The sequence below is a fragment of the Methanoculleus marisnigri JR1 genome, from assembly GCF_000015825.1.
GTDB classification, from domain to species: domain Archaea; phylum Halobacteriota; class Methanomicrobia; order Methanomicrobiales; family Methanoculleaceae; genus Methanoculleus; species Methanoculleus marisnigri.
On the sequence record NC_009051.1, the window covers coordinates 1356310 to 1380028 of the forward strand.

Annotated in this window: 22 protein-coding genes; 8 read left to right on the top strand and 14 right to left on the bottom strand. The window is 62.9% G+C overall.

The features are described 5' to 3' along the window. Nucleotides 1–145: 145 nt before the first annotated feature. The 3 genes from MEMAR_RS06685 to MEMAR_RS06695 are packed head-to-tail and all read right to left on the bottom strand — an operon-like array spanning nt 146 to nt 2277. Nucleotides 146–832, bottom strand: coding sequence for an amino acid ABC transporter permease (locus MEMAR_RS06685; RefSeq protein ID WP_011844204.1), 687 nt, complete (start codon nt 830–832; stop codon nt 146–148). 8 nt (nt 833–840) lie between these two features. After that, nucleotides 841–1596, bottom strand: coding sequence for an amino acid ABC transporter ATP-binding protein (locus MEMAR_RS06690; protein WP_011844205.1), 756 nt, complete (start codon nt 1594–1596; stop codon nt 841–843). 3 nt (nt 1597–1599) lie between these two features. Then, complete coding sequence (locus MEMAR_RS06695; protein WP_011844206.1) at nt 1600–2277, bottom strand: amino acid ABC transporter permease; 678 nt, start codon at nt 2275–2277, stop codon at nt 1600–1602. Between the two features lie 289 nt (nt 2278–2566). Here MEMAR_RS06695 and MEMAR_RS06700 point away from each other — a divergent pair, with 289 nt between their 5' ends. Both MEMAR_RS06700 and MEMAR_RS06705 read left to right on the top strand, forming a co-directional pair. Further along, nucleotides 2567–3490: a beta/alpha barrel domain-containing protein gene (locus MEMAR_RS06700; RefSeq protein ID WP_011844207.1), complete on the top strand. Its 924-nt coding sequence runs from the start codon at nt 2567–2569 to the stop codon at nt 3488–3490. A gap of 1 nt (nt 3491) precedes the next feature. Next, complete coding sequence (locus tag MEMAR_RS06705; RefSeq protein WP_011844208.1) at nt 3492–4526, top strand: 6-phosphofructokinase; 1035 nt, start codon at nt 3492–3494, stop codon at nt 4524–4526. Nucleotides 4527–5178: 652 nt separating this feature from the next. Here MEMAR_RS06705 and MEMAR_RS06710 read toward each other — a convergent pair. Beyond that, nucleotides 5179–5946 (bottom strand): DUF5518 domain-containing protein, encoded by a 768-nt coding sequence (locus MEMAR_RS06710; protein ID WP_011844209.1) that lies wholly within the window; start codon nt 5944–5946, stop codon nt 5179–5181. Nucleotides 5947–6099: 153 nt separating this feature from the next. Beyond that, complete coding sequence (locus MEMAR_RS12460) at nt 6100–6885, bottom strand: DUF5518 domain-containing protein (RefSeq protein ID WP_011844210.1); 786 nt, start codon at nt 6883–6885, stop codon at nt 6100–6102. 173 nt (nt 6886–7058) lie between these two features. Here MEMAR_RS12460 and MEMAR_RS06720 point away from each other — a divergent pair, with 173 nt between their 5' ends. After that, entirely contained in the window at nt 7059–8900 is a 1842-nt protein-coding gene (locus MEMAR_RS06720; protein WP_011844211.1) for an ABC transporter ATP-binding protein, read from the top strand. A 19-nt stretch (nt 8901–8919) separates the two neighbouring features. Here the strand turns inward: MEMAR_RS06720 and MEMAR_RS06725 are convergent, their stop codons facing one another. Then, nucleotides 8920–9111 carry a hypothetical protein gene (locus tag MEMAR_RS06725; protein WP_011844212.1) on the bottom strand — a complete coding sequence of 64 codons (192 nt, stop codon included), beginning with the start codon at nt 9109–9111 and terminating at the stop codon, nt 8920–8922. Between the two features lie 90 nt (nt 9112–9201). Here MEMAR_RS06725 and MEMAR_RS06730 point away from each other — a divergent pair, with 90 nt between their 5' ends. Beyond that, nucleotides 9202–9888, top strand: a complete 687-nt coding sequence (locus MEMAR_RS06730; protein WP_011844213.1) for a metal-dependent hydrolase — start codon at nt 9202–9204, stop codon at nt 9886–9888. Between the two features lie 5 nt (nt 9889–9893). On the opposite strand, the gene MEMAR_RS06735 is transcribed toward MEMAR_RS06730, so the two are convergent. Both MEMAR_RS06735 and MEMAR_RS06740 read right to left on the bottom strand, forming a co-directional pair. Then, the gene (locus MEMAR_RS06735) at nt 9894–10475 is read right to left on the bottom strand and encodes an archaellin/type IV pilin N-terminal domain-containing protein (RefSeq protein ID WP_011844214.1); all 582 of its coding nucleotides are present in this window, start codon (nt 10473–10475) and stop codon (nt 9894–9896) included. Next, complete coding sequence (locus tag MEMAR_RS06740) at nt 10453–11013, bottom strand: archaellin/type IV pilin N-terminal domain-containing protein (RefSeq protein ID WP_011844215.1); 561 nt, start codon at nt 11011–11013, stop codon at nt 10453–10455. Before MEMAR_RS06740 ends, MEMAR_RS06735 begins: the two co-directional genes overlap by 23 nt. 144 nt (nt 11014–11157) lie before the next feature. On the opposite strand from MEMAR_RS06740, the gene MEMAR_RS06745 reads away from it, so the two are divergent. Continuing rightward, nucleotides 11158–12129, top strand: a complete 972-nt coding sequence (locus MEMAR_RS06745; protein ID WP_011844216.1) for a DUF1616 domain-containing protein — start codon at nt 11158–11160, stop codon at nt 12127–12129. A 213-nt stretch (nt 12130–12342) separates the two neighbouring features. Then, complete coding sequence (locus tag MEMAR_RS06750; RefSeq protein ID WP_011844217.1) at nt 12343–12837, top strand: hypothetical protein; 495 nt, start codon at nt 12343–12345, stop codon at nt 12835–12837. Between the two features lie 343 nt (nt 12838–13180). On the opposite strand, the gene MEMAR_RS06755 is transcribed toward MEMAR_RS06750, so the two are convergent. From MEMAR_RS06755 to fdhF (MEMAR_RS06770), 4 genes are all read right to left on the bottom strand, one after another. Next, nucleotides 13181–14419 carry a Coenzyme F420 hydrogenase/dehydrogenase, beta subunit C-terminal domain gene (locus MEMAR_RS06755; protein WP_011844218.1) on the bottom strand — a complete coding sequence of 413 codons (1239 nt, stop codon included), beginning with the start codon at nt 14417–14419 and terminating at the stop codon, nt 13181–13183. A 2-nt stretch (nt 14420–14421) separates the two neighbouring features. Beyond that, on the bottom strand, nt 14422–16488 hold the full coding sequence (gene fdhF, locus MEMAR_RS06760; protein ID WP_011844219.1) for a formate dehydrogenase subunit alpha: 2067 nt from the start codon (nt 16486–16488) through the stop codon (nt 14422–14424). 215 nt (nt 16489–16703) lie between these two features. Beyond that, nucleotides 16704–17855 carry a Coenzyme F420 hydrogenase/dehydrogenase, beta subunit C-terminal domain gene (locus tag MEMAR_RS06765; protein WP_011844220.1) on the bottom strand — a complete coding sequence of 384 codons (1152 nt, stop codon included), beginning with the start codon at nt 17853–17855 and terminating at the stop codon, nt 16704–16706. Nucleotides 17856–17857: 2 nt separating this feature from the next. Then, nucleotides 17858–19924, bottom strand: coding sequence for a formate dehydrogenase subunit alpha (gene fdhF / locus MEMAR_RS06770; protein ID WP_011844221.1), 2067 nt, complete (start codon nt 19922–19924; stop codon nt 17858–17860). 427 nt (nt 19925–20351) lie between these two features. Between fdhF (MEMAR_RS06770) and MEMAR_RS06775 the strand changes: the two genes are divergently transcribed. Beyond that, complete coding sequence (locus MEMAR_RS06775) at nt 20352–20966, top strand: hypothetical protein (protein ID WP_187147911.1); 615 nt, start codon at nt 20352–20354, stop codon at nt 20964–20966. A 50-nt stretch (nt 20967–21016) separates the two neighbouring features. Here MEMAR_RS06775 and MEMAR_RS06780 read toward each other — a convergent pair whose 3' ends face one another. After that, nucleotides 21017–21946, bottom strand: coding sequence for a hydantoinase/oxoprolinase family protein (locus MEMAR_RS06780; RefSeq protein ID WP_011844223.1), 930 nt, complete (start codon nt 21944–21946; stop codon nt 21017–21019). Then, nucleotides 21943–22830, bottom strand: a complete 888-nt coding sequence (locus MEMAR_RS06785) for an ATP-grasp domain-containing protein (protein ID WP_011844224.1) — start codon at nt 22828–22830, stop codon at nt 21943–21945. Before MEMAR_RS06785 ends, MEMAR_RS06780 begins: the two co-directional genes overlap by 4 nt. An 83-nt stretch (nt 22831–22913) precedes the next feature. Between MEMAR_RS06785 and surE the strand changes: the two genes are divergently transcribed. Continuing rightward, nucleotides 22914–23705 carry a 5'/3'-nucleotidase SurE gene (gene surE / locus MEMAR_RS06790; protein WP_011844225.1) on the top strand — a complete coding sequence of 264 codons (792 nt, stop codon included), beginning with the start codon at nt 22914–22916 and terminating at the stop codon, nt 23703–23705. Nucleotides 23706–23719 lie beyond the last annotated feature (14 nt).

Genomic DNA, 23719 nt, shown 5'->3' on the forward strand with positions numbered 1-23719 from the left:
CAGGTGCGCAGTAGAATACTCCTCAGAGAGCGTCCTTCGAGCATCGTTAGATGCGCAGCACACTGAAAATCCATGCCCGGGCCTTCGTGGGCAACTACTAAACGTGTGATGGGCTGAGCATCTGCAGCCAGTTGCACCAAAAAAATTACAGTTGAGCCGCGGCGGTGGCCCGGGTCGTTCCGGGGACGGCCACCCGCTTCTCCAGGATATTGACCGCGAAGGTCGTGATCGTCACCAGCACGAGGTAGACGATGCCGACGGCTGCAAACGACTCCGTGTAGGTGAAGTACTTCGTCGCCACCAGTTTCCCCGCCCCGGAGAGTTCGATCACCGTGATCATGTAGGCAAGCGACGAGTACTTGATCAGGTAGATGAACTCGTTCGAAAGCCCCGGTATCGCCCGGCGGAGCGCCTGCGGCAGGATGACGTTTCTGATCGCCTGCCACCGGGTCATCCCGAGCGCCTGGGCGGCAACCATCTGGCCTTCCTTGATCGATATGAGGGCGCCCCGGATGTACTCGGCGTTATACGCCCCGTTGCAAAGGATAAACCCGACCACCGATGCCACGAACGCGGTGAAGGTGATCCCGACCGCCGGGAGGCCGAAGTAGAGGATGAAGAGGAGAAGGAGGAGCGGCGTGCCCTTGATGAGGAAGACGAATGTCTTGCAGATCCAGGATATAACGGGGTTGCCGTACTGCCTCCCCACCGCAACGGCGATCCCGAGCGCAAGGCCGAACGGGGCGGAGCACGCGATCAGCTGCAGGGTTACAACCAGCCCCTGCATCAGTGCCGGGAGGAGGATATCGAAGACGAAGACTGCCAGGTCCATGCCGCTCCTCAGTCCTCCATCCGGGAATCGATCCGGCCGATGAAGTCCTTCATCCGGGTGAACCGTGAGTCATGCAGGAGCAGGTCCGGCGACCCCTGTTCGGCAACCACGCCGTTCTCCATGAAGAGGACCTCATTTGCAACCGAACAGGCAAACCCCATCTCATGGGTGACGACGAGCATCGTCATCCCGTTGCGGGCAAGTTTCTTCATGACCTCGAGCACCTCCCTCGTCAGTTCGGGATCGAGCGCGGAGGTCGGTTCGTCGAAGAGGATGACGTCCGGGTCCATGGCAAGCGCCCGGGCGATGGATACCCTCTGGGCCTGACCGCCGGAGAGTTCGGCCGGATAGTGGTCGGCCCAGTCCTCCATCCCCACCTGCCGGAGTTCGGTGAGGGCCTTCTCGCGTGCCTCCGCTTTGCCCATGCCCCTGACCTTCAAGAGCGCCAGTTCGACGTTTTTAAACGCGGTGAGGTGGTCGAAGAGGAAGAAGTTCTGGAAAACCATCCCGATCTTCTGCCGGAAGTAGTTGATCCGCGCCCCCGAGCTCGTGACCTCCTCTCCGTCAAGCCAGACCGTCCCGCGGTCGGGCGGCGTCAGCTGGTTGATGCACCGGAGAAGCGTGCTCTTCCCCGTCCCCGAGGGACCGATGAAGACCTTCGTCTCGCCGCGGCGAACGTCGAACGATACCCCGCGCAGCACCTCGTTACCCCCGAAGGACTTGTGTATGTCCTCGACTCTCAACACAATGTCGTTGTTGTTCATGCTCTACATCGCTCCGGTTCCGAATCCCGGGATTGCTATCCTCGCCTCAAGCCTGTGCAGGAGTTTGAGGCCCCCGTAGTTTAAGATGATGAAGATCCCCGCCGTGGCGAGATAGACAGGCATGGTTATGTTGGTCTGCGTGACCATCCGCGACGTAATGGTGAGCAGCTCCACGACCCCGATCGCGTAGCAGACCGCCGAGTCGGTCAGGATATTGGGATACTCGTTCGACCATCCGGGAAGAGCGATACGCATCGCCTGGGGGAGGATGACGGAACGGATGGCGGTGAGTCTGCTCATCCCGAGCGATCGCGCTGCGATCATCTGCCCTTCCCCGACCGACTGGATGGCTCCCCGGAAGATCTGGGACTGGTATGCCGCTCCCCGGAGGCCCAGCACGACAGCTCCGACGACGAACGCCGAGAGATTACCGAGCCCGAGCCCGGGGAATATGCCGAACCAGAAGAGGAAGAGCAGGACGAGGATGGGGAGGCCCCTGAAGAACCAGACATAGACTCCGACGGCCCAGCGCACCGGCCGGGAGCCGTACACCTGGCCGAGCGCCATGGGCAGCCCGAGAAGGAGGCCGAGGACGAGGGCGGCCAGGACAAGACCGAGGGTAGAGGCAACGCCGGAAAGGAGATATGGAAACCACTCGATAAGTATTGGCAGAACGTCCATTTGGCTATCCCTGGATCATTGTGCGGCACCGTCTCCGGCCGGAAGAACAGCGCCGGGTACTCTACAAATGATTCTGACGGAGAGCAAAATAAACGTTGTTAAATCCTCTTCAATTGAGGACGATTGACCGGCGGCGACATACTTGCGCCTCTCCGCGAAGGATCCCGCCACGTCCCGGCATGGAACGTAAGCCGGATACCCGGTCCCCCCGGCATCCGATTCGTCCCTCCACGCTGTTCTCCCGGGATTCCAGCAACACTTAAGTATGTAGGGATGGGGAGGAAGGGGTATGCCACCTGCACCCGATATCAGGATCCCTCTCGATGTGCCTTCCGAGGAGCAGGAGAGGTACCGGGAGAATTACAGTGCGATCACGCACGGCACCGGGAGGCTGATGCTCTTTGCCGGTGACCAGAAGGTCGAGCACCTCAACGACGATTTCTTCGGCGAAGGCATCCACCCCGAGGATGCCGATCCCGAACACCTCTTCCGGATTGCGAGCCGGGCGAGGATCGGGGTCTTTGCGACGCAGCTCGGGATGATCGCCCGGTACGGCGGGGACTACCGTGACGTGCCGTACCTCGTCAAGCTCAACTCCAAGACCAATCTGGTCGGGACCTCCCAGCGCGACCCGCTCAGCTCGGAACTCCATCTTGTCCGGCAGGTCGTCGACCTCCGGGACCGGACGGGGCTCTCGATCCTCGGCGTCGGCTACACGGTCTACCTGGGGAGCGAATACGAGGCGATGATGCTCTACCAGGCTGCGCAGATCGTCAACAACGCGCACCAGAACGGCCTTATCACCGTGCTCTGGATGTATCCTCGCGGCAAGGCGGTCAAGGACGAGCGGGACCCGCACCTGATCGCGGGCGCGGCGGGTGTCGCGGCGACCCTCGGGACCGACTTCGCGAAGGTGAACCCGCCCAAAGTTGGTAAATCGGTCGACGCTGCGCTGCTCAGGGAGGCGGTGGCGGCCGCAGGCAGGACCGGTGTCGTCTGTGCCGGCGGGTCGCATGCCGATATGCAAGAGTTCCTGCAGCAGCTCCACGACCAGATTCATATCGGCGGCACGGTCGGGAACGCGACCGGCAGGAACATTCACCAGCGGTCGCTTGATGAGGCTGTCCGGTTCTGCAACGCGATATCGGCGATCACCCTCGACGATGCGAGTGTGGAGGAGGCAAACGAGATCTGCACGGGAGGCAGGTGTTAGGATGACGACAGTCGGCATACTGACGGGAGGAGGCGACTGCCCGGGCCTGAACGCGGTGATCCGGGCGGTCGTGCGGACGGGAGCGAAGCACGGGTTCGATGCGATCGGGATCCGGGACGGATGGCTCGGGCTGGTCGCCGGGAACGTCGAACCGCTCACCGATTACTCGGTGACCGGGATCCTCCCGAAAGGCGGGACGATCCTCGGGACGTCGCGGACGAACCCCTTCAAGAACGAGGCCGACGTCCAGCGGCTGCGCGACAACATCAGGAAGTTCGGGATCGACGCGATCGTTGCGATCGGCGGCGAGGATACCCTGGGTGTCGCGAACAAACTCTCGAAGATGGGTATCCCGGTGGTGGGGGTCCCGAAGACCATCGACAACGACGTCGGTGCAACCGACTACACCTTCGGGTTCGACACCGCCGTCGCAACCGTCACGGAGGCGATCGACCGTCTCCACACGACGGCGGAGTCGCACCACCGCGTCATGGTCGTGGAGGTGATGGGCCGGCACGCCGGGTGGATCGCGACCGTGGCCGGGATCGCGGGTGGAGCCGACGAGATCCTGATCCCGGAGATCCCGTTCGACCTCGACGAGGTCACCCACCACCTCCGGGCGCGCTACGAGCGGGGGAAGAAGTTCAGCATCGTCGTGGTAGCCGAGGGCGCCCAGCCGAAGGGGATGGCGGAGGCGATCGCACAGTCCGCACGGACGGACGAGTTCGGCCACGTCACCCTCGGCGGTGTCGGGAACTACCTGCGCGACGAACTCGAAAAGAGGCTCGACATGGAGGTGCGGGTGACGGTGCTCGGGCACATCCAGCGCGGCGGCTCCCCGACGGCGCACGACCGGGTGCTCGCGACCCGGTTCGGGGTGGCGGCGGCGGACCTCATCAAGGAGAAAGACTTCGGGAAGATGGTCGCGCTCCGGGGGGACGATATCGTCGCGGTCCCGCTCGAAGAGGCGGTGGCGAACCTCAAGACCGTGGATATGGACCTCTACAAGATCGCGAGCATCTTTTACGGGGGGTGATGCAAGGGGATCCCCCCAATCGCTTTTAGTCCCTGAAACGTGCTCTTATGGCATGCGGATAGCGTTGCACCCGGTGTTGCAGGCTGGATCGGGATCTGGATATCGGGAGGAGCGAAGCGAGCGGCAGGGTTCGTTGCGGTTGACACGACATCCGAAGCGATAATAAATCCAAATACAGTGGACCGTGGGAGTATCGCCATTGGGGTGGGGCTGACGGGGAGGGGGTCTCCCCCTCCCCTGTCTCTACCCGTAAGGTTCTACCCGTAACCCCCACCCCGCCCGGCCTCCGGCCTCCTCCCCCGCCCCTGGGGCGGGGGCAGTGCGTGGCGATATCCCCACGAAAGCCGTGCATGAGAGACCGACTGACCGAAGGTGGGGACTTCGGGGTAACCCAAACCTGTTTTGTCCGTGGCTGACCCTGTGTGGTGGACCGTGGTGGATATCGCCACGGGGGAACGACTGCCGGAACGGCAGGAGTTCGAGAAACCCGAAGGTCTTCGCTGTGTGAGCGAAAGCGAACACGAGAAGACCGAAGGTCTTCGCTGTGGGGGCCGGGGAGGGGGTCTCCCCCTCCCCCAAGAGAGACCTTGCCCGGAAGGTTACATCTGTCGCCCACGTGCGAATTAGCCTGAGGCTATCGGAACCGATCTCTTCAACCCGCCCCACCATCACCCGTACCTTCACCAAAACTCCCTCGCACAACCGCGCCGGCAACCCCCCCGGCGGTCCCGAGGAGGGTGAAGAGGTACACCAGGGCGATCACGACCATCCCCTCGAACGTGTCGGCGAACCCGAAATCGTGCAACGCGGTCCAGAGCAACGGGATGAAGAAGAGGAGGCCGGCCCCGAAGAGTGCCGTGACGAAACCGGCCTCGAGGCCATCTTTTGGCCTGTCCCCTGAAGCATACCCCGCGATGAATCCGCCGGCAAGTGGTGCGGCCACGACCAGCAGCAGACTGAGGAGACCGGATACGAGGGCCAGACCGACGATGGCGACCGTGCCGACGGCGATCCCGCGCCGCCCGCCCTGCTCGCCCGTCCCGGCGGCACCGTCTCTCTGGAGAGCGCTGCGCACCGCTCTTCCCGCTGCCCCGCCGATGGCGTTGTAGGGGAGGAGGAGCCCCGTGAAGATCAGGGCGTAGAACGCAAAGGTTGACAGGACCGAAGGGTCTCCCTCCGACAGGCTCGTGAAAGCCGCCGCGATCAGCGCCACGATCACCCCGCAGGCGGCGCCGGCGACGGCCCCGTCCCTGACCCTTCCCCGGGTGAGGAGCCCGGCGACGAGCCCCCCGCAAAAGAGGAAGACCACCGTCATCACCGGGTCCGGGAGGAGACCCGACCGGCCGAGGAGAAAGACGCCGCCGCCTGCCAGCGCTCCCGGAATCACCCCGGAAAAGCGGCCAGCGTCGAATGAAACCATGGGAGACTCTCACCGCGCCGCACGATAGCCTTTCTGGTTTGCCCCGGCCGATCGTAGGCTTATGGGGTGGTGCAGCGGCAAACCTCGAGGCGGTGGATATGGACCTCTATAAGATCGCGAGCACCTTCTACAGGGGTGAAGGGAGCCTCCCCCTTAACCCTCAGGCCCTCTCAAGTTCCTGCCCTGCTCTTTCCCAAAACTCGCCCGGAAAACCGCCCCGGCAACCCCGGCGGCGGTCCCGAGGAGAGGGAAGAGCAGTCCCAGGGCGATCGCGGCCATCCCCGCGAGCCCGGCGACGAACCCCTCAGCATGCGACGCGGTCCAGAGGAACGGGAGCAGAAAAAGGCCGGTACCGAAGAGCGCCGCGACAAGCCCGGCCTCGAGGCCGTCCTCCGGTCTCGGCCCGGCAGCGTACCCCGCGATGAACCCCCCGACGAGCGGAGGAGCCAGGAGCAGCGGGCCGAGGAAGGCAACGAAGAGAGACGACCCGGCGATGACGGCCGTGCCGATGCCGATCCCGACCCACCGGCCCCGCTCACCCTCCCCGGTGCTGCTCCTCCGGAGACCGTTTCGCACCGCCGTCCCGGCCGCCCCGCCGACGGCGTTGTAGGGAAGGAAGAGCGCCGTGAGGATGAGGGCGTAGAAGAGAAAGGTCATCCAGGGCGGGGGATACCGCGGACTGCTCTCTACCAGGCTCATGAGGGCTACTCCGGAGGCCATAATCAGCGCCACGATCACCCCGCAGACGGCACCGGAGAGAGCGCCGTCCCTGATCGTTCCCGGGGTGAAGAGCCCGGCGACGAGCCCCCCGCAAAAGAGGAACGCCACCGTCATCACCGGGTCCGGGAGGAGACCCGAGCGACCGAGGAGCGAGACCGCACCGATCACCAGTGCTCCCAGGACCGCCCCTTTCCAGCGCCCGACGGCACACGCTGTCATATGGGGATCTCGTCCCGTCTTGGTTTACCCGTTTCGATTCGCCCCGGCCGGCGGAGCACAGGTATTATAACGCCAGCAAGGTATGGAACTGCAACGGAGACGTGGCGTAAGACCGGAGAGCGACCCTCCGGAATCCGGCCTCAGACTCGCCGCTCCGCAACCGGACTGTAACCATGAGCATCACAGACTACTGCAGGCGCACCGTCGCCTTCACCCGGGAGATCATGCAGCAGCCGGCGACGGCGAAGAAGGACCTCCGGTTCTCCGATCTCGGCTTCTTCCTCCGGTTCGCCCGGCCGATCTGGAGTCTGGGCGTACTGGCCCTCGTGGCGACGGCGCTCGTTGCAGCCGCAAAGGCGGTCCTCCCCCTCAGCATCAAGTTCTTCATCGACAATATCCTGCTCGGGGAGACCCCGGCCCCCGATACCCTTATTGCAGGTGCCGGCGCCATCCTCTCGTCGCTCGATACCCTCATCGCCGCACTCCTGGTGCTCGGGCTCTTCACCGGCGGCATGGACCTGCTGCGGAACTACTGGACGGCCCGGTTCCGGGAAGGCTACGCCTTCAACCTCCAGACCGCTCTCGTCGAGCACGTCCTGAGTTTCCCGATCTCGTACTTCAAGTCGCAGCAGACCGGCTACATCATGTCCCGCCTCTCCGACGACGTCCAGATCCTGCAGTACACCGTCTCCCAGTACCTCCCCCTGATCGTCGCAAACGGCCTCTACGTCGTCTTCACCCTTGCCGTCCTCTGCATCCTGAGCCTGAGGCTCACCCTCGTCGTCGCCGCCTTCATCCCGCTCTACCTCCTGGTCAACGCCGTCTTCATCCGGCGGATCCGCGCCGCCACCCACCGGGAGCGCGAACGGCAGGCCTATGTCTCCCGCGACATCCAGGAGGTGATCTCCGGCATCGACACGGTAAAAACGCACGCCGCGGAGGAGCGGGAGGTGCACCGGGTCTCCGGGACGCTTGCAAAGATGGTCGATGCCCGGATCAGGAACACGATGCTCTCGGCGTTCTCGGAGTACTTCAGGATCGGCACGATGTCGCTCATGCTGATCGCCGTATTCTGGGTCGGCGGGAACGAGGTGCTCGCCGGGGGTATGACCATCGGGGACTTCGTCGCGTTCGCGGTCTACGTCGTGACGTTCGCTCCCACCGTCAACACCTTCTTCGCCTTCCCCGTCGTCATGCAGCCTGCGGCGACGTCCGCCGCCCGCCTGCGCGAACTCTTCTCGATGGACGGGGAGCCGTCCGGCGGCGGGGTCGTGCCCGCCGCGGTGCAGGGCAGGATAGAGTTTTCCGGCGTTCGGTTCGGTTATACGGAGTCGGAACCGGTTCTCGCGGACGCAAACCTCGTCATCCGTCCCGGCGAGGTGGTCGCCGTCGTCGGGAGAACAGGTGCCGGGAAGACGACGCTCGTGAACCTGATCCTCCGGGCGTTCTCGCCGCAGGAAGGCACGATCACCCTCGACGGCCACGATCTTGCATCGCTCGATCCGAGGTGGCTGCGGCGGCAGGTATCGCTCGTCTCACAGGACCTCTTCCTCTTCCACACCACCATCGAGGACAATATCCGCTACAGCAGGCCCAAGGCCACCTTCGAGGAGGTCGTCAATGCCGCACGGAAAGCGCAGATCCACGACGAGATCACGGGGTTCCCGGACGGATACCGGACGGTCGTCGGGGAGCGCGGGACGCAGCTCTCCGTCGGTCAGCGGCAGCGGGTCGCCATTGCGAGAGCGTTCCTCAAAGACGCGCCCATCCTTATCCTCGACGAGCCCACGTCCGCGCTCGACATGCAGACCGAGGAGCAGATTCGCCGGACGCTCCGGCTCCTGGTCCGGAACCGGACGACCATCCTCGTCTCCCACCGTCCGTCGCTCCTGACCATCGCCGACCGCGTCGTCGCGGTCGAAGGCGGGCGGGTGCGGGAACAGCAGGGAACGGATCTCCCGCCGGAACACGATACCGGCCGCATACGCCGCCCCGGCCACTCCGCGGCCACCTGATCCGCCGGGTTCACCCCGGCTACCCGATCGAGTGACCCGTGGCCCGGAGGACGGCAACGATGATGAGATAGCCGGCGACGGTTCCGGCAAGCGTCACTGCGACGGCAATGAGGCCGCCGCCCCAGTGCATGCGGCTCCACCACCCCGCCGCGCTGCCGATGAGAAACGATACGAAGATGATGAGGACCTCCTCTCTGTCGGGCGTTGCCATAATCCGGAGAGTTATCGGCGCTCTCCCCCCATATCGTTTACCCTACCCCGAACAGCAGGAATATAACCACCGGCATCGTCTTCATGAAAAGTGTTCGTCGCCTGCCACCTCTTCCTCGGCCTCATCCTGGGCCTCGCGATCGCCGGACGCCTGGGCGACCGGCGGCTCATCGGCTTCTGTGCTCTCGGGGCCGTCCTCCCCGACCTGATCGACAAACCGGTCGGCCACATTCTTCTTGCAGGCACGCTCAATTCCGGGCGGATATTCGGGCACGGGCTGCTCTTTCTCGCGCTCCTCGCGGTTGCGGGCATCGCCCTATACCGGAGACGGGAATCCTTTGCGCTCCTCGCCGTCGCCACCGGCGCACTCTCCCACCAGGTCATCGACGCGATGTGGGCGATGCCCGTCACCTGGTACTTCCCGCTCCTCGGCCCGTACGAGGCTTACGAGTACACCGGCTACTTCGGCGGCGCCATCCTGGCGGAAGTGTCGTCGCTCTCCGAATGGGTATTTCTCGCGGCATCGGCCGGTATCGCTCTCGCCGCCTGCAGGGGCCTCGGGTCCGGCACTTCCAGGCTCGCCGCGGCACTCGTCCGCGTCTCCGTCCCACTCCTCGGAATCCTCGCCCTCGCCTCCCTCCTCGCCTGGGCGGCCGGCGGCCCGGAGAGCGTCCTGATGACCGGAGCGGGGTCGGAGGATTACCTGCTGCTCGCAGCGGTGGCGGCAGTCGGGGTTGTCGGGGCTATACGGCACCAGGATCTCCTGGATGCCGAATAAAGCCGTCAGTCAAGCCGGGTGATCGTGGTGACGCTGCCCGGCACCGTCCTCTCCACCCGGAGTGCCGGCCTTCCTGCCGGTTTGATCTCGACGGCAAACGTCCGGTACGCCGTGCAATCCGACTTGCCGTCCGGTGAGACGTTCAGCACGTACAGCTCTCCGGCCTCGAGAAGGTGATCGGAGTCGGCGTTCAACCGCTCCTGGACGCTCCAGCGCCCGACTGCGGGAACGACGTCGATGAGAGGATCATTCCGGCGAACCGTCTCCTTATGCGTGGAGCCGATCAGGCGGACGGATACCGTGGTGATATCGATCGGCTCGCTGCCGGCGGTGAGACCGACCGGGACGATGATGGAATGTATGATTCCGGGAGTGCTGCTGACGCCGTATACGCAGCCGGTCACGGTGAGGCTCGACCCGGCCTCCTGGATGCCCTGGTGAACGACGGATCGGCTCTCCTCGGAGAAGAGGATACCCGCCCCCAGGACGACGTACGCAAAGACGGCTGCAACGACGACAAATGCTATGAGCACGATCGCAGCCTCGAGTCCGGTGAACCCGGCTTCAGAAGAGTTCGACGTAGACATTCTTTCCAATACCGGCGGGAACGTTTCTGGTCAGCGCAGCGGTTTCTCCCCCTGCGGCGGTCATCTGGAGGGTGAACGTGTCTCCGCGTCCAACCTCAACACTTTCCATCTCCAGTCTCACCGTGACGACCTCCCCAGTCTCAAGGAGGGGTCCGCCATCTTCCGGATACCGCCAGGTGACGGTTACGGCGGGGTCGCCGGGGGGGAACGTGACGAGAGTCTTCTTCGTGGCGACGGTGTAGGTCATGCTCCCCATATCGATGACGGCGAGATCGGTCGCGGTCTCGAGATCGAACTCTATGGAATCAAGAAAACCCTGATTGTTATCCAGCTTGGCGATGACCGACTGTCCCGGGCGGAGGGCGGATCCGGCTTCCCCGAGAGCGGCATGCATCGTCTCCTGGCTCTTCTGCGACGTGGTCATGCCCACCCCGAGAACGACGTACGCAAAGACCGCTGCGACGACGATAAAGGCGATGAAGACGATGGCCGCTTCCAGTCCGGTGAACGCCCGATCGTCCCAGTCTTCCCGGGGCATATGAATGCGGGTTGGTCGCGCTTCGATTAAAAGGTGCTGCTTTTTCTCGCAGCCCCTTCTTCATGGGCTCCAGGGGTTCGTATCCCCCAAACGGGCCCTCACCGGAGAACCTATTTATACCATGGCTTTTTATGGGGTAACAGAATGACAGCCGAAACCACCGCAGGCCTTCTCATCGGTTCCCTGGATCCCCGCACCATCCCGCTGGACATAAAAGGCGTCTATCTCTGGGCCTTCCTCGCCCTTGCCGGCATCTACGCCCCAATCATCAGCGAGAGCCCCCTTCGTGTGGTCTTCGTCCTGCCGTTCATCCTCTTCATCCCCGGCTATCTCCTGACCGCGGCCCTCTTCCCGGCAAGAGGCGACCTCGACGGGATAGAGCGCATCGCCCTCTCGCTCGGCCTCTCCATCGCCGCCGTGCCGCTCTTCGGCTTCGCGCTCAACTACACGTCCTGGGGTATCCGGCTCGACTCCATCGCCATCACCCTCCTGGCATTCAGTCTCGCCGTCGGCCTTATCGCGCAGTTCCGACGCCGAGAACTTCCAGAAGAAAGCCGTTTAACGGTTCGTTTCGGCACGTACCTCGCCGCGATAAAGGAGGAGTTCTCCGGCGGTTCCCCGTCCCGGTTCGACCGGGTCTTAAGCGTCGTCCTCATTGCCGCCGTCCTCGTGGCCGTCGCGACGACGGTCTTCGTCATCGCGGTCCCGAAAGAGGGCGAGAAGTTCACCGAGTTCTACGTACTCGGGCCGCGAGGAAAAGCAGCCGATTACCCGACCGAGTTCATGTCCGGAACGCCGCAGACGGTCATCATCGGGATCGGGAACCACGAATACCAGGATATCACCTACACGGTGGAGACGTATGCCGTCGAGAGCAGATTCAATAACGCGACGAACCAGTCGAGGATCTTCTCGGCGACGCTCCTCGACCGTTTTTCCGTCACGGTGCCGCACAACCGGACCGTCGAGCAGCCCTACTCCTTCCAGATCACGGACCCGGATACGAACCGGCTTGAGTTCCTCCTCTTCAAGGAGGAGCCACCCGACAACATCCCCAAAAACAATCTCACCGGTGCCGGCTACCGCAACCTGCACCTCTGGCTACAGGTGCACTGATCGGAAACGGGCTGCACGCGGAGATCCCTGTGCCGGGGCACGGGAAGCGGTGCATCCCATGATGCCAGAGGCCTCGTTCGCCCGTATCGTTCGAGATATTGTATTTTCGGCAGAATACGACACAAAAAATCGGTTATCGGGTTGTTGAACACAGAGAGGGGTGTTCCAAACGTTTAAATTCCCAAACAGTATACGGTTCACCGAGGTACAAGAATGAAAAGCGAAATTCTGGTCGCCTCCCTCCTGATCCTGGCGCTTATGGCGGCACCGGCCGGGGCTTTTAGTGCAGACAATCTTGTTATTGTCGTGGAAGAGGACGGGAGCGCGGAGATCACCTTTAACTACACCCTCTCGTGGGTCGAGACAATCGCCGTCTTCTTCAAGATCTCCGATCCGGAGCGGGAGCTGAAGGCCGCGCTCGAGGACGCGCTGGGGGTCCCCGTAACGGTAACCTCGGCCGGGAGCGACACCGCAACGTTCTCTGTCCGGGAGTTCGCGAAGATCAACGGCACCGACGAAGGACGGGCCTACTCGACGCCGGGACTCGACTTCACCGGGGCGCAGGAGATAATCGACGGATACTGGTTTGCATCGCTGGTCGAGACGGACCTCTCCCCCGGCCTGACGGTGGTCCGGTTCCCGGACGGCCACGAGGAGACGTTCTCCGACCAGAGCGCAATTCCGCCCCTCTCCCACACGGTTCCGTGAACCGGCCTATCTCCTCTTTTTCTACACGCAAACTCTGTTCATCGACGTTTCCGGATACTGCCCTCGCCTGCCGCCACCACCCAGAAGAGGGAGACCTACGAGAGTGAACGCCGATACCCGGACAGACTTCGCGTTCCTGGCGTAAGGCCGGATCACTATCCTTGCCCCATCACTCACGCGAAGAGCGACGGACGGGACGTCCGGAGTTCGAGGAGAACAAAGTTCTTCGAGAGCGCGAAGGCGCGAGGAGGAGGGACGATGTGGGCTTATCGATTGCCGGTGACGTACTGTCGGCACCGCAGCTAACCGGCCGCAATCTAGCAAAAAAAAGAAGGGGGAGATCTTACTCGAAGATGTTGAAGATCTGGTCGCTGCCGGTGTCGGAGAGACGCTTGCGTTCCGTCTGTTCCTCGACGAGCGCGAGCACCGGGAGCTCCATGTCCACACCCGGGGTGTGGCCGAACATCTCCTGAAGGTCGACCTGCAGGGCGTGCATGAAGAGCGCGTTCGGGATATCCATCGCGCAGTTCTCTTCGCACTGACCGCAGTTGATACACGAGTCCGAGATGTGAGCGTACCGGATCAGGTGGAACATGAAGGGCGGCGGAACCTGACCGGGCTCGACCAGGTAAGCCTTCTTCGTGCTGCACTCGACGCAGTAGCAGATCGGGCAGTTCTCGATGCAGGCGTAGCACTTGATGCACCGGCTCGTCGCGTCCATGATCTTCTTCAGGCGCTCCTTGCCCTCGCCGAGGCCCTCGAAGTCTTTCGCCCGCCACTTGTCGCCGAGCTTCAGCATCGCGTTCTCGACCTTGCCGCGGATCTCGATACCCTTCGGGTTCGCGGCCTCGGTCTTGAGTTCTCCGGCCTTTATGGCTGCATCAAGGAGGTTTGCACCCTTCTCAGAGCAGACCTCGACGAAGGTGGCGTTCCCGGCTTTCTCCCCGATGACGCCCCAGTTGCCGCAGGCGAGATCCGCCTGGCGCGGGACTTTCATCTTGCAGCGGCGGCAGTTGCTGCGGCGGCCGTAGCCTGCCTCCTCGAGTTCGTCCATCGAGATGCCCTTGTGCTGGCCGTCCTTCGTGACGATGATGAACTGGCCCTTGTCGATCTCTTCCTTGACGACGTCGTCGGGGTCGACCTCGAACTTCTCGCGGATCATCTTCCGGGCGGCGACCGGGCTGACGGACCCACCACAGTTGAGACCGATCATCAGGACGTTGTCCAGGTTGACCTGGTTGCGCTTCGCGAGCTCGTAGAGGCCCATCGCATCGCAGCCTTTTACCGGCATGGCGATCCGCATGTTCTCGGCGCCGTCCAGGTACTTCTTGATCAGTTTCGAGAGCAGGAGCGTTCCGCAGTGGAGCGAGCCTGCCGTCTGTGCGATCTCGGCCGGGTCGGTGATGAGCGTGGGGACGGCGTCGTAGAGATCCTGTCCCTTCTTTACGGCAAAGACAGCGTCCACCATGCCGGATTTAAGCGCGTGCGTCAGCAGAGCGGTGACCGCTCCGCCGCACTCGCCCTTCTCCTGGCAGGCGGCGTCAGCTGCCCATGCGTAGACCATATCGCCTTTTGCTGCCATGTTCAGGCCTCCGTAATCTTCTCGACCTTCACAGCACAGGCCTTGAACTCAGGGATCTTCGCGATCGGGTCGAGTGCGTTGTTCGTCAGTCTGTTCGCTGCACACTCGGCGAAGTGGAACGGCATGAACATGACGCCCTTCTTGATCTCGTCGGTCACTTTCGCGGGGACGTCCACCGTGCCACGGCGGGAGGTCGCACGGACCATCTCCTTGTTCGCTATACCGAGTTCTTTTGCGTCCTCGGTGTTGATCTCGATCCAGCCGGTCGGGACCTCGGTATCGAGGGTCGCGGAGCGGCGGGTCATGGACCCGGTGTGCCAGTGCCAGAGGCAGCGGCCGGTGGTGAGGATGTAGGGGTACTCATCGTCGGGGACTTCCGCCGGCGGTTTCCACTCGATGGGGTGCATCACGCCCATGCCATCGGGGTGCGAACACTTGCCGATGTGCAGGATGGGTGTGCCGGGGTGGTCTTCCGTGGGGCAGGGCCAGTGGAGTGCTTCGGGCCGGTTGAGCCGCTCGTAGTTCATCCCGTGGTAGGACGGCGTGAGGGCGGCGATCTCGTTGAAGATCTCCTCGGCGCTCTGGTAGGGGAACTGGTCGGCGTAGCCCATGGCGGCCGCCACTTCGCTGATGATCTGCCAGTCGACCTTCGCCTCGCCGGGCGGGTCCTGGGCCTTGCGCCACATCTGGACACGCCGCTCGGTGGAGGTCTGGGTACCTTCCTTCTCTGCGTAGCAGGTGGCGGGCAGCACGACGTCTGCGTGCTGGGCGGTCTCGGTCAGGAAGATATCCTGGACGACCAGGAACTCGAGTTGCTCGAGTGCGTGCTCCGCGTGGGTGAGGTCCGGGTCGGAGAGCATCGGGTTCTCGCCCATGATGTACATCGCCTTGAGCTCGCCGGGGTTGTCGGTCAGGACGTTGAACATGACGGTGACTTCGTAGCCGTTCTTCGGCTCGCAGATGCCGTCGGGGAAGCCCCAGGCGTCGGCGAACTTCTTGTGGACGGCCTCGTCGATGACCTTCTGGTAGCCGGTGAAGACGACCGGGAGCGCACCCATGTCGCAGGCGCCCTGAACGTTGTTCTGGCCACGGAGTGCGTTCACGCCGCCACCACGCCTGCCGATGTTTCCGGTCAGCATCTGGAGGTTAGCGGTCGACTTGACGTTGTCGACGCCGACGGTGTGCTGGGTGATGCCCATCGAGTAGAGGAGCGCGGAGGATTCAGCGGTACCGATCCATTCGGCTGCGGTCTTGAGGTCCGCAGCAGCAATGCCGGAGATCTTCTCGACGTTCTCGGGGAGATAGGTGTCGCTCGTCACCGTCGCTTTGAGTTCCTCGTATCCCTTTGCACGCTTCGAGACCCATTCCTTGTCCTCCCATCCGTTCCTGATGATCTCTCCCATCAGGCAGTTGAGGACGGCCACATCGGTGCCGGAGTAGAAGGATGCATAGAGATCCGCCTGCTTCGCGGTCGGCGTGTAGCGCGGGTCGAACACGATGATTTTTGCACCGTTCAGCTTTGCCTGAACGATCTTGCGGCCGATGAGCGGGTGCTGCTCGAATGTGTTGGACCCGATGACGAAGACGCACTTCGACTCGGCGATGTCGAGGATGGAGTTGGTCATCGCACCGGAGCCGAACGAGGCGGCGAGACCGGCGACGGTGGATGCGTGGCAGAGCCGGGCGCAGTGGTCGATGTGGCGCGTCTTGAAGACGCCGCGTGCCAGTTTCATCAGCAGGTAGTTCTCTTCGTTTGAGACACGGGCTGAGGAGAGGCAGGCGATTTCATCGGGCTTATACGACTTGAACTTCTGTGCGATCAGGTCGTAAGCCTCGTCCCAGGTCGCCTCGACGAACTTGCCGTCCTTCTTGATGAGCGGCTTTGTGAGGCGGTCCGGGCTGTTCACGAACTCGTGAGCGTAAGTGCCCTTGGGGCAGACTTTCCCCTCGTTGACCGGAGAACGCTTGTAAGGTTGTGTGCCGACAACCTTCCCGTCCTTCACAACGAGGTTGAAGCTGCACCCCGTACCGCAGTACGGGCATGTAGTTTGTACATACTTGAGATCCATGGTTAAAACCTCGGATACATAGAAATACGGGGTTCAGAATATTTAACTATAGTGATTAACACCCACTTTTTTGATGAATAAGTGTGGGGCAAAGCATGCTTTTTGCCGGGAACTTGAGACGATATCGACCATTCTTGTCCGAACAGGCATTCAGGAGCATGAAATCGACCGGATCCGGGATGCGCACCTGAATACCGCATCAGGCAAAAAATGGGTTAGTTGGTGTAGGGTGCCTTCCCGAGTTTGGGCTCGAACGTAGTGTCGCCCTCGGTCCTGACGGCGTGGGAGAAGAGCGCAAGCGGGATATCCATCGGGCAGAGCTCTTCGCACTGGCCGCAGTTGATGCAGGAGTCCGAGATGTGCGCAAACCTGCGAAGATGGAACATCGGGTTCGGCGGAACCTCTCCCGAAGTGACCATCCGGGAGTTTCCTTTGAGTTCATCGGCAACCGGGAAGCAGACCGGGCAGTTCTCGATGCAGGAGTAGCACTTGATGCACCGGCCGGTCTCGCGGCCGATGGTTCCCCAGAGGTCGGAGGCGAGCGCTTCGAAGTCCTTCTTCCGCCATTTGTTGCCGAGATTCAGCATTGCTCCCTCGACCTTGCCGCGGATCTCGATCCCCTTCGGGTTCGCGGGCTCGGTGGCGACGGCCCCGGCTTTTGCGGCCGCATCCAGAAGTTTTGCGCCCTTCTCGGAGCAGACCTCGACGAAGGTGGCGTTCCCGGCTTTCTCCCCGATGACGCCCCAGTTCCCGCAGGCGAGATCCGCCTGGCGCGGGACCTTGTAGAGGCACCGGCGGCAGTTGCTGCGGCGGCCGTAACCCTCGTCCTCGAGATCGTCGATCTTGATCCCTTTATGACCGCCCTCATACTCGATGATGAACTGGCCCTTGTCGATCTCCTCTTTGTGGACCGCATCAGGGTCGACCTCGAACTTCTCGCGGATCATCTTGCGGGCCAGGACCGGGCTGACGGAGCCGCCGCAGTTCACGCCGAGCAGGAGGAGGCGATCCATATCGACCGCATTCCGCTTTGCGAGTTCGATGAGGCCCATCGTGTCGCAGCCCTTGACGGTGACGCCGAGCTTCGCGGTCCTGTTGTTATCGAGGTAGTCCTTCACCAGTTTCGAGAGCAGGAGCGTTCCGCAGTGGAGCGAGCCCGCCGTCTCTGCGATCTCCGCAGGATTGGTGATCACGGTCGGCACCGCGTCGTAGAGGTCCGCACCCTTCCTGACGGCAAGGACTGCGTCCACCATACCGGACTTAAGGGCATACTGCTGCAGGGCGGTGATCGCACCCCCGCACTCCCCCTTCTTCAGCACATCGGCGTCTGCCGCCCACGTGTAGAACATATCGCCTTTAGCTACCATGTTCAGGCCTCCGTAATCTTCTCGACCTTCACAGCACAGGCCTTGAACTCGGGGATCTTTGCTACGGGATCGAGTGCGTTGTTCGTCAGGACGTTCGCGGCACATTCCTTGAAGTGGAACGGCATGAACATGACACCCTTCATGATGTCTCTGGTCACCCTCGCGGGGACGTCGACGGACCCACGGCGGGTGACGGCACGGATCATTTCCTTGTTCTTGATGCCGAGCGCCTGCGCATCCTCGGGATTGATCTCGATCCAGCCGGTCGGGACCTCATGGTCGAGCGTTGCAGACCGGCGGGTCATGGTGCCGGTGTGCCAGTGCCAGAGGACACGGCCGGTCGTGAGCACGAACGGATACTCCGCGTCGGGGACTTCCGCCGGCGGTTTCCACTCGAGGGGCGCAAAGACGCCCATGCCGTCGGGATGCGAGAACTTGCCGATGTGCAGGATCGGGGTGCCGGGGTGGTCGACTGCGGGGCAGGGCCAGTGCAGGGCCTCAGGCTTGTTGAGCCGTTCGTAGTTCATCCCGTGGTAGGACGGGGTGAGGGCGGCGATCTCGCTGAAGATCTCTTCGGCACTCCGGTAGGGGAACTGGGCAGCGTAGCCCATCTTCGCGGCGAGCTCGCTGATGATCTGCCAGTCGACCTTCGCCTCGCCGGGCGGGTCCTGGGCCTTGCGCCACATCTGGACACGCCGCTCGGTGCTGGTCTGGGTGCCGTCGCGCTCCGCGTAACATGCCGCAGGCAGAACGACGTCGGCGAGTTCGGCGGTCTCGGTCAGGAAGATATCCTGGACGACCAGGAACTCCAGACTCTCAATGGCGTGCCTGACGTGGGTCAGGTCCGGGTCCGAGAGCATCGGGTTCTCGCCCATGATGTACATGCACTTGAGCTCGCCGGGATTGTCGGTCAGGATGTCCATCATGACGGTGACCTCGTAGCCGTTCTTCGGCTCGCAGATGCCGTCGGAAAAGCCCCAGGCGTCGGCGAACTTCTTATGGGCGGCCTCGTCGATGACCTTCTGGTAGCCGGTGAAGACGACCGGGAGAGCACCCATGTCGCAGGCGCCCTGGACGTTGTTCTGGCCACGGAGCGCGTTCACGCCGCCGCCGCGCTTGCCCAGGTTGCCGGTGAGCATCTGGAGGTTTGCGGTCGACCGGACGTTGTCGACGCCGACGGTGTGCTGGGTGATACCCATCGAGTAGAGGAGCGCTGAGGATTCAGCGGTGCCGAACCACTCGGCGGCGGTCTTGAGGCTTTCGGCGGGAATACCGGAGATCTTCGAGACGTTCTCAAGGCTGTAAGTGTCTTTCATGACGACTTCCTTGAGTTTCTCGTAGTCCTTCGTCCGGTTGGCGATGAACTCCCTGTCTTCCCAGCCGTTCTTGATGATCTCCTGCATCATGCAGTTGAGGATGGCGACATCACTGCCGGACACAAACGGCATGTAGAGATCGGCCTGCTTTGCGGTCGCGGTGTAGCGTGGGTCGGCGTAGATGATTTTTGCACCGTTTTTCTTGGCCTGCATGACCTTGCGGCCGATGAGGGGGTGCTGCTCGAATGTGTTGGACCCGAGGATGAAGACACACTTGGAGTCGGCGATGTCGAGGATGGAGTTGGTCATCGCACCGGAGCCGAACGAGGCGGCGAGGCCGGCGACGGTGGACGCATGGCAGAGACGGGCACAGTGGTCGATGTGCCGGGACTTCATGACGCCGCGGGTGAACTTCATCAGCAGGTAGTTCTCTTCGTTGGAGACACGGGCCGATGCAAGCGCCGCGAACTCATCGGGCTTGTACGACTTGAATTTCCGGGCGATCAGGTCGTAGGCCTCGTCCCAGGTTGCTTCCTCGAATTTGCCGTTCTTCTTGATGAGCGGCTTCGTCAGGCGGTCCGGGCTGTTCACGAACTCATGAGCGTAGGTGCCCTTCGGGCAGACCTTTCCCTCGTTCACGGGTGAGCGGCGGTAGGGTGCCGTTCCAACAACTTTGCCGTCCTGGACGACAAGGTTGAAACTGCAGCCGGTGCCGCAATAAGGACATGTTGTGGGAACATACTTCAACGTCATGTTTTTTGTCACCTCTGTGACAAAACGACAATCGGGTGTTAAGTTACTTAAATTAGGGTAGTTAACCTGATTCGCCACCCCCTTCGCCGGCAGCATTGGAGGACAAACAACAATCCGCATCCGCTCTTTGGGTTTTTACATGCATAAGAATCACCGGAACACCGGCTTTAATCGGGATCGGAACCAGACATAAGTGCTGAACCGGTGCTCCGCGGAAGCATCTCCGGGCAGTCGGGAGCCAGGAAAACCGTTCCGAATCTGCGCGACAAGGGCCGAAAAGAAAAAAACGTGCGTTTTCCGGGGCACTCCCCTGCGTGCGGGAACGTTTATCCGTCCGTTCCCGTTTGACAGGAGATGTTATTATCGGTGGATGCATACCCCATTCATACAACTTGCACGGGAGAGAGTTGCCATAGCGAAGAAGACAGTGCCAATCCCACCGATGCTCGTCGATCTGGTGGGAAACGCCCTCGCGTCGATGGACGGGGTGATATTCGCCGATCTCGACGCCTGCCCGTCGTGCGGGGGTCAGGTGATCGGGCATGATATGCGGGCAAAACGGTTTGCCGTCATGCTCGATAACGAAAGAGAACGCACCATCCGGGTCTTCGTGAAGCGGTTCTACTGCCAGGACTGCGGCGCCCTCTGCTATGCGGACGCCCCTTTTTATCCCGATACCCGTCTCGCGTCGCCCATCGTCGATCTCTGCCTCCTTCTCTCACGGCAGATGCCCTTCAACCAGGTGGCGCAACACCTCCGGGCAATGGGGATCGTCGTCGACCGGGGAACGATCCGGAACTACGCCTCCCGCGACTTCGGGGCGATCCCCGCAACCGATCTCTTCGGCTTCCTGTTACCGCTCTCCCTCTTAAACCTCGCCACCTTCACCCTCGACCGTGAGCGGCGTCCCATCGTAGGGGCAGAAGCGCTCGCCGCCTGCGGTTTCCCACCCGCAGGCAGGGCAGCGTTTCGCAACAGGAGGGCGCCCGAAGAGCGGGATCAGCGGTATGAACAGGAAGAGAAAGAAGAACGGGAATCCTGACGCCAGCGATACGGCCGTGACGGCGACCGATACCGCGAGCAGAAGAAGGGTCAGGCTCCACCGGATCGCCGTAGCGCCACCTCCCTGACCGCGTATGCCGGCAGTGCGTCCGAGACCTCCCCGATCTCCTCTTCAAGCGTAACGCCGCCGAGTTCTCGGGCAAAGAGGTCCGCTCCGATGCCGGCCGTGATCAGCCGCCCGGAACCGCTCCGGGATACCGCATGCTCTACTGCGCGGGCGATCAGTGTTCGCTGGGCATCCCAGAACTGCCGGGCGACCGCCAACGCTCCGTCCCGCCCTATCTCGTCGAGATCGGCGCAGACCACCCGGGCAAGTCTCCGGAGCGCCGCTTCGGGGGTCTTCTCGCCGTCGTCGGGTGCAGGCGAGGTGTAGTCCTCCGGGGCGATGTGGCCGAGCAGGAGGTGCGCGTCGCCGCTTGCGGCGAAGTACTCGGTGCTCACCGGGGTCGCCGTCCCGTCGAGCATGACCGACGATACCAGCGTCGCGACGTTCGTCCGGAGCATGCCGGTGTAGACGAGGTACTGCTCCTGCAGCCGCCGGGTGTCGGTCAGCCCCTTGAGGTCCTCAAAACGGTTCAGGGAGATGACGTCGGCGGTGGTGCTTCCCACGTCGAGGAGCACCGCGTCGGCGTAGTTCTCCCGCAGGTAGTCGGCCGACGCCAGCCAGTTCGCGGCGGCAAGGGCCGGAACCGGCCGGGTATGGAACGCCGCGTCGGTGCCGTAGAAGACGGCGCCGGGAATGACCTCCTGCACCGCTTCGACGATCCACCGGATGCCGTCCATCTTGCTCGCAAAGCAGTCGGCAAGCTCCCCGCTCATCACCACGGCGGCGGGTTTTCCGGCATAGGGTTTGAGGAGATCGGCGAGCGGCGCGCCCTGCCAGAGGGGGCAGTAGTGGATATGCACGCCGGTATCGTCGACGACCTTGAGGTTCGCGCCGCCGATGTCGATCCCGATCATAGCCGGTGAAGCCCCCCGTCCTTGTCGAACCGCACCCTCCCGGAGAGGTGCACCTCCGCCGGGGCCTCGCCGTGCGACGCTGCAACAAGGATATCGGCGATCTCCTCTTCCATGACGGCCGTGATGCCGACCAGGCTGGTCGTGGGCCTCGGGTTGACGTCCACGACGTAGATCCGGTCACCGACGACGACGTCGATCCCGGCGTACCCCTGGCACCCGAGGACGTTCATCGCCCGCACGGCGGCATCGACGATCTCCTCCTCGCGATCGGGATGGACGGGCGTCTCTCCCCCGAGGTAGAGGAACCTCCCGTCGTCCGCGACGGCGATCTCCTGCCGGTTGACGGCGAGCAGGAGCGGCGCGGCGCCCGTGTAGAACTCGCAGACGTTGCCGGTCACCCTGCTCCCCACCAGGCTCACGCTCAGCGCCTCTCCTTCGACGTAGGCCTGTGCAAACTCACCGGCTCCCGGCTCCTCATCCGTCAGCCGGACACCCAGGGCGCCGCAGCCCATGATCGGTTTGACGACTCTCCTCCCTTCCCCGGCAGCGGGGGGGACGGCTATACCGTTCCGGGAGAGGATATCTGCCGTCCGCTGCTTGTTGGCGCAGACCGCCGCGTTCATGCTCCCGCACCCGACGTTGTGGGTCAACCCTTCGAGGAGATGCGTGTACCGGAAGAGGAGATGATCCGGTGCGATGACCATGCCCACGTCGCACTCCGGCGCGAGCCTTTTGATCTCGCCCTCGAAGTCGGGGCTCTCCGGCGTCACCACGTCGTAACCGCACCGCTCAAAACTCTCGCTTATGGCGGCGAGCATGGCGGCGCCCTCGGGCGCAAGCTCGGGGTCGTTGCATACGGAGTATTCGGCGAGAAAGACCTTCATTGCAGTAGAGGTTAGCTACAGAGGACTTGACCCTGACGATCGGGCAGGTTTTTGATGCGCGGGGACCATCCCTATAGACAAGGATGAAGCCCAAGATTCTGCTCACCAACGACGACGGGATAACCTCTACGGGACTCTGGGCGGCATACGACGCGCTCGCGCCGATCGCCGACGTCACCGTGGTCGCGCCCGCCACCCAGCAGAGCGCCGTAGGAAGGTCCATCTCCATCTTCGAGCCTATCCGTGCGAATCAGGTGACGATGAACGGCGTGACCGCCTACTCGGTCGGCGGGAAACCGACCGATGCCGTGATCATCGGGCTGTTCGCGCTGCGCCTGAACCCCGACCTCGTGGTCAGCGGGGTCAACATCGGCGAGAACCTCTCGTTCGAGTCGATCATGACCTCGGGAACCGTCGGGGCCGCACTCGAGGCGGCGAACCAGGGGGTGCCGTCTCTTGCCTTCTCGCTCCAGGTGGAGGACCAGGGCGACAAGTTCGACGACCCCTCGCGGATCATCGACCGGTACTCCGACGCGAAGAGGGTGGTCCGCGAGACCTGCGAGAGGGTGCTTGCAAACGGGTTCCCCGGAAAAGCTCACGTCATCAACGTGAATATCCCGGCACGGGTGCGCGGGGGATACGAGATCACCCGTCTTGCCGAGAAGCTCTTCTACACCGGCGTGGAGGAGCGCCTCGACCCGCGCGGCCGTCCCTACTACTGGATCGACGGGCCGCTATACGAGGATGCGGAGGAGGGCACCGACGTGCACGCGGTGCAGAGGGGCAACGTCTCCATCACGCCGATCACGCTCGACTGCACGGCTTATGCCGCCGCGGACGAACTCAAGGCCATCTTCGACGGTATGCATATCTGAACGGGAGGAGAAGA

Excerpts from the sequence above, each read along its gene's own strand:
- MEMAR_RS06690 (WP_011844205.1), bottom strand. The coding sequence starts at position 1,596 with ATGAACAACAACGACATTGTGTTGAGAGTCGAGGACATACACAAGTCC.
- MEMAR_RS06705 (WP_011844208.1), top strand. The coding sequence starts at position 3,492 with ATGACGACAGTCGGCATACTGACGGGAGGAGGCGACTGCCCGGGCCTG.
- MEMAR_RS06740 (WP_011844215.1), bottom strand. The coding sequence starts at position 11,013 with ATGCCCCGGGAAGACTGGGACGATCGGGCGTTCACCGGACTGGAAGCG.
- MEMAR_RS06785 (WP_011844224.1), bottom strand. The coding sequence starts at position 22,830 with ATGAAGGTCTTTCTCGCCGAATACTCCGTATGCAACGACCCCGAGCTT.
- MEMAR_RS06780 (WP_011844223.1), bottom strand. The coding sequence starts at position 21,946 with ATGATCGGGATCGACATCGGCGGCGCGAACCTCAAGGTCGTCGACGAT.
- fdhF (WP_011844219.1), bottom strand. The coding sequence starts at position 16,488 with ATGGATCTCAAGTATGTACAAACTACATGCCCGTACTGCGGTACGGGG.
- MEMAR_RS06720 (WP_011844211.1), top strand. The coding sequence starts at position 7,059 with ATGAGCATCACAGACTACTGCAGGCGCACCGTCGCCTTCACCCGGGAG.
- fdhF (WP_011844221.1), bottom strand. The coding sequence starts at position 19,924 with ATGACGTTGAAGTATGTTCCCACAACATGTCCTTATTGCGGCACCGGC.
- MEMAR_RS06685 (WP_011844204.1), bottom strand. The coding sequence starts at position 832 with ATGGACCTGGCAGTCTTCGTCTTCGATATCCTCCTCCCGGCACTGATG.
- MEMAR_RS12460 (WP_011844210.1), bottom strand. The coding sequence starts at position 6,885 with ATGACAGCGTGTGCCGTCGGGCGCTGGAAAGGGGCGGTCCTGGGAGCA.
- MEMAR_RS06695 (WP_011844206.1), bottom strand. The coding sequence starts at position 2,277 with ATGGACGTTCTGCCAATACTTATCGAGTGGTTTCCATATCTCCTTTCC.
- MEMAR_RS06725 (WP_011844212.1), bottom strand. The coding sequence starts at position 9,111 with ATGGCAACGCCCGACAGAGAGGAGGTCCTCATCATCTTCGTATCGTTT.
- MEMAR_RS06710 (WP_011844209.1), bottom strand. The coding sequence starts at position 5,946 with ATGGTTTCATTCGACGCTGGCCGCTTTTCCGGGGTGATTCCGGGAGCG.
- MEMAR_RS06745 (WP_011844216.1), top strand. The coding sequence starts at position 11,158 with ATGACAGCCGAAACCACCGCAGGCCTTCTCATCGGTTCCCTGGATCCC.
- MEMAR_RS06750 (WP_011844217.1), top strand. The coding sequence starts at position 12,343 with ATGAAAAGCGAAATTCTGGTCGCCTCCCTCCTGATCCTGGCGCTTATG.
- MEMAR_RS06735 (WP_011844214.1), bottom strand. The coding sequence starts at position 10,475 with ATGTCTACGTCGAACTCTTCTGAAGCCGGGTTCACCGGACTCGAGGCT.
- MEMAR_RS06755 (WP_011844218.1), bottom strand. The coding sequence starts at position 14,419 with ATGGCAGCAAAAGGCGATATGGTCTACGCATGGGCAGCTGACGCCGCC.
- MEMAR_RS06700 (WP_011844207.1), top strand. The coding sequence starts at position 2,567 with ATGCCACCTGCACCCGATATCAGGATCCCTCTCGATGTGCCTTCCGAG.
- surE (WP_011844225.1), top strand. The coding sequence starts at position 22,914 with ATGAAGCCCAAGATTCTGCTCACCAACGACGACGGGATAACCTCTACG.
- MEMAR_RS06765 (WP_011844220.1), bottom strand. The coding sequence starts at position 17,855 with ATGGTAGCTAAAGGCGATATGTTCTACACGTGGGCGGCAGACGCCGAT.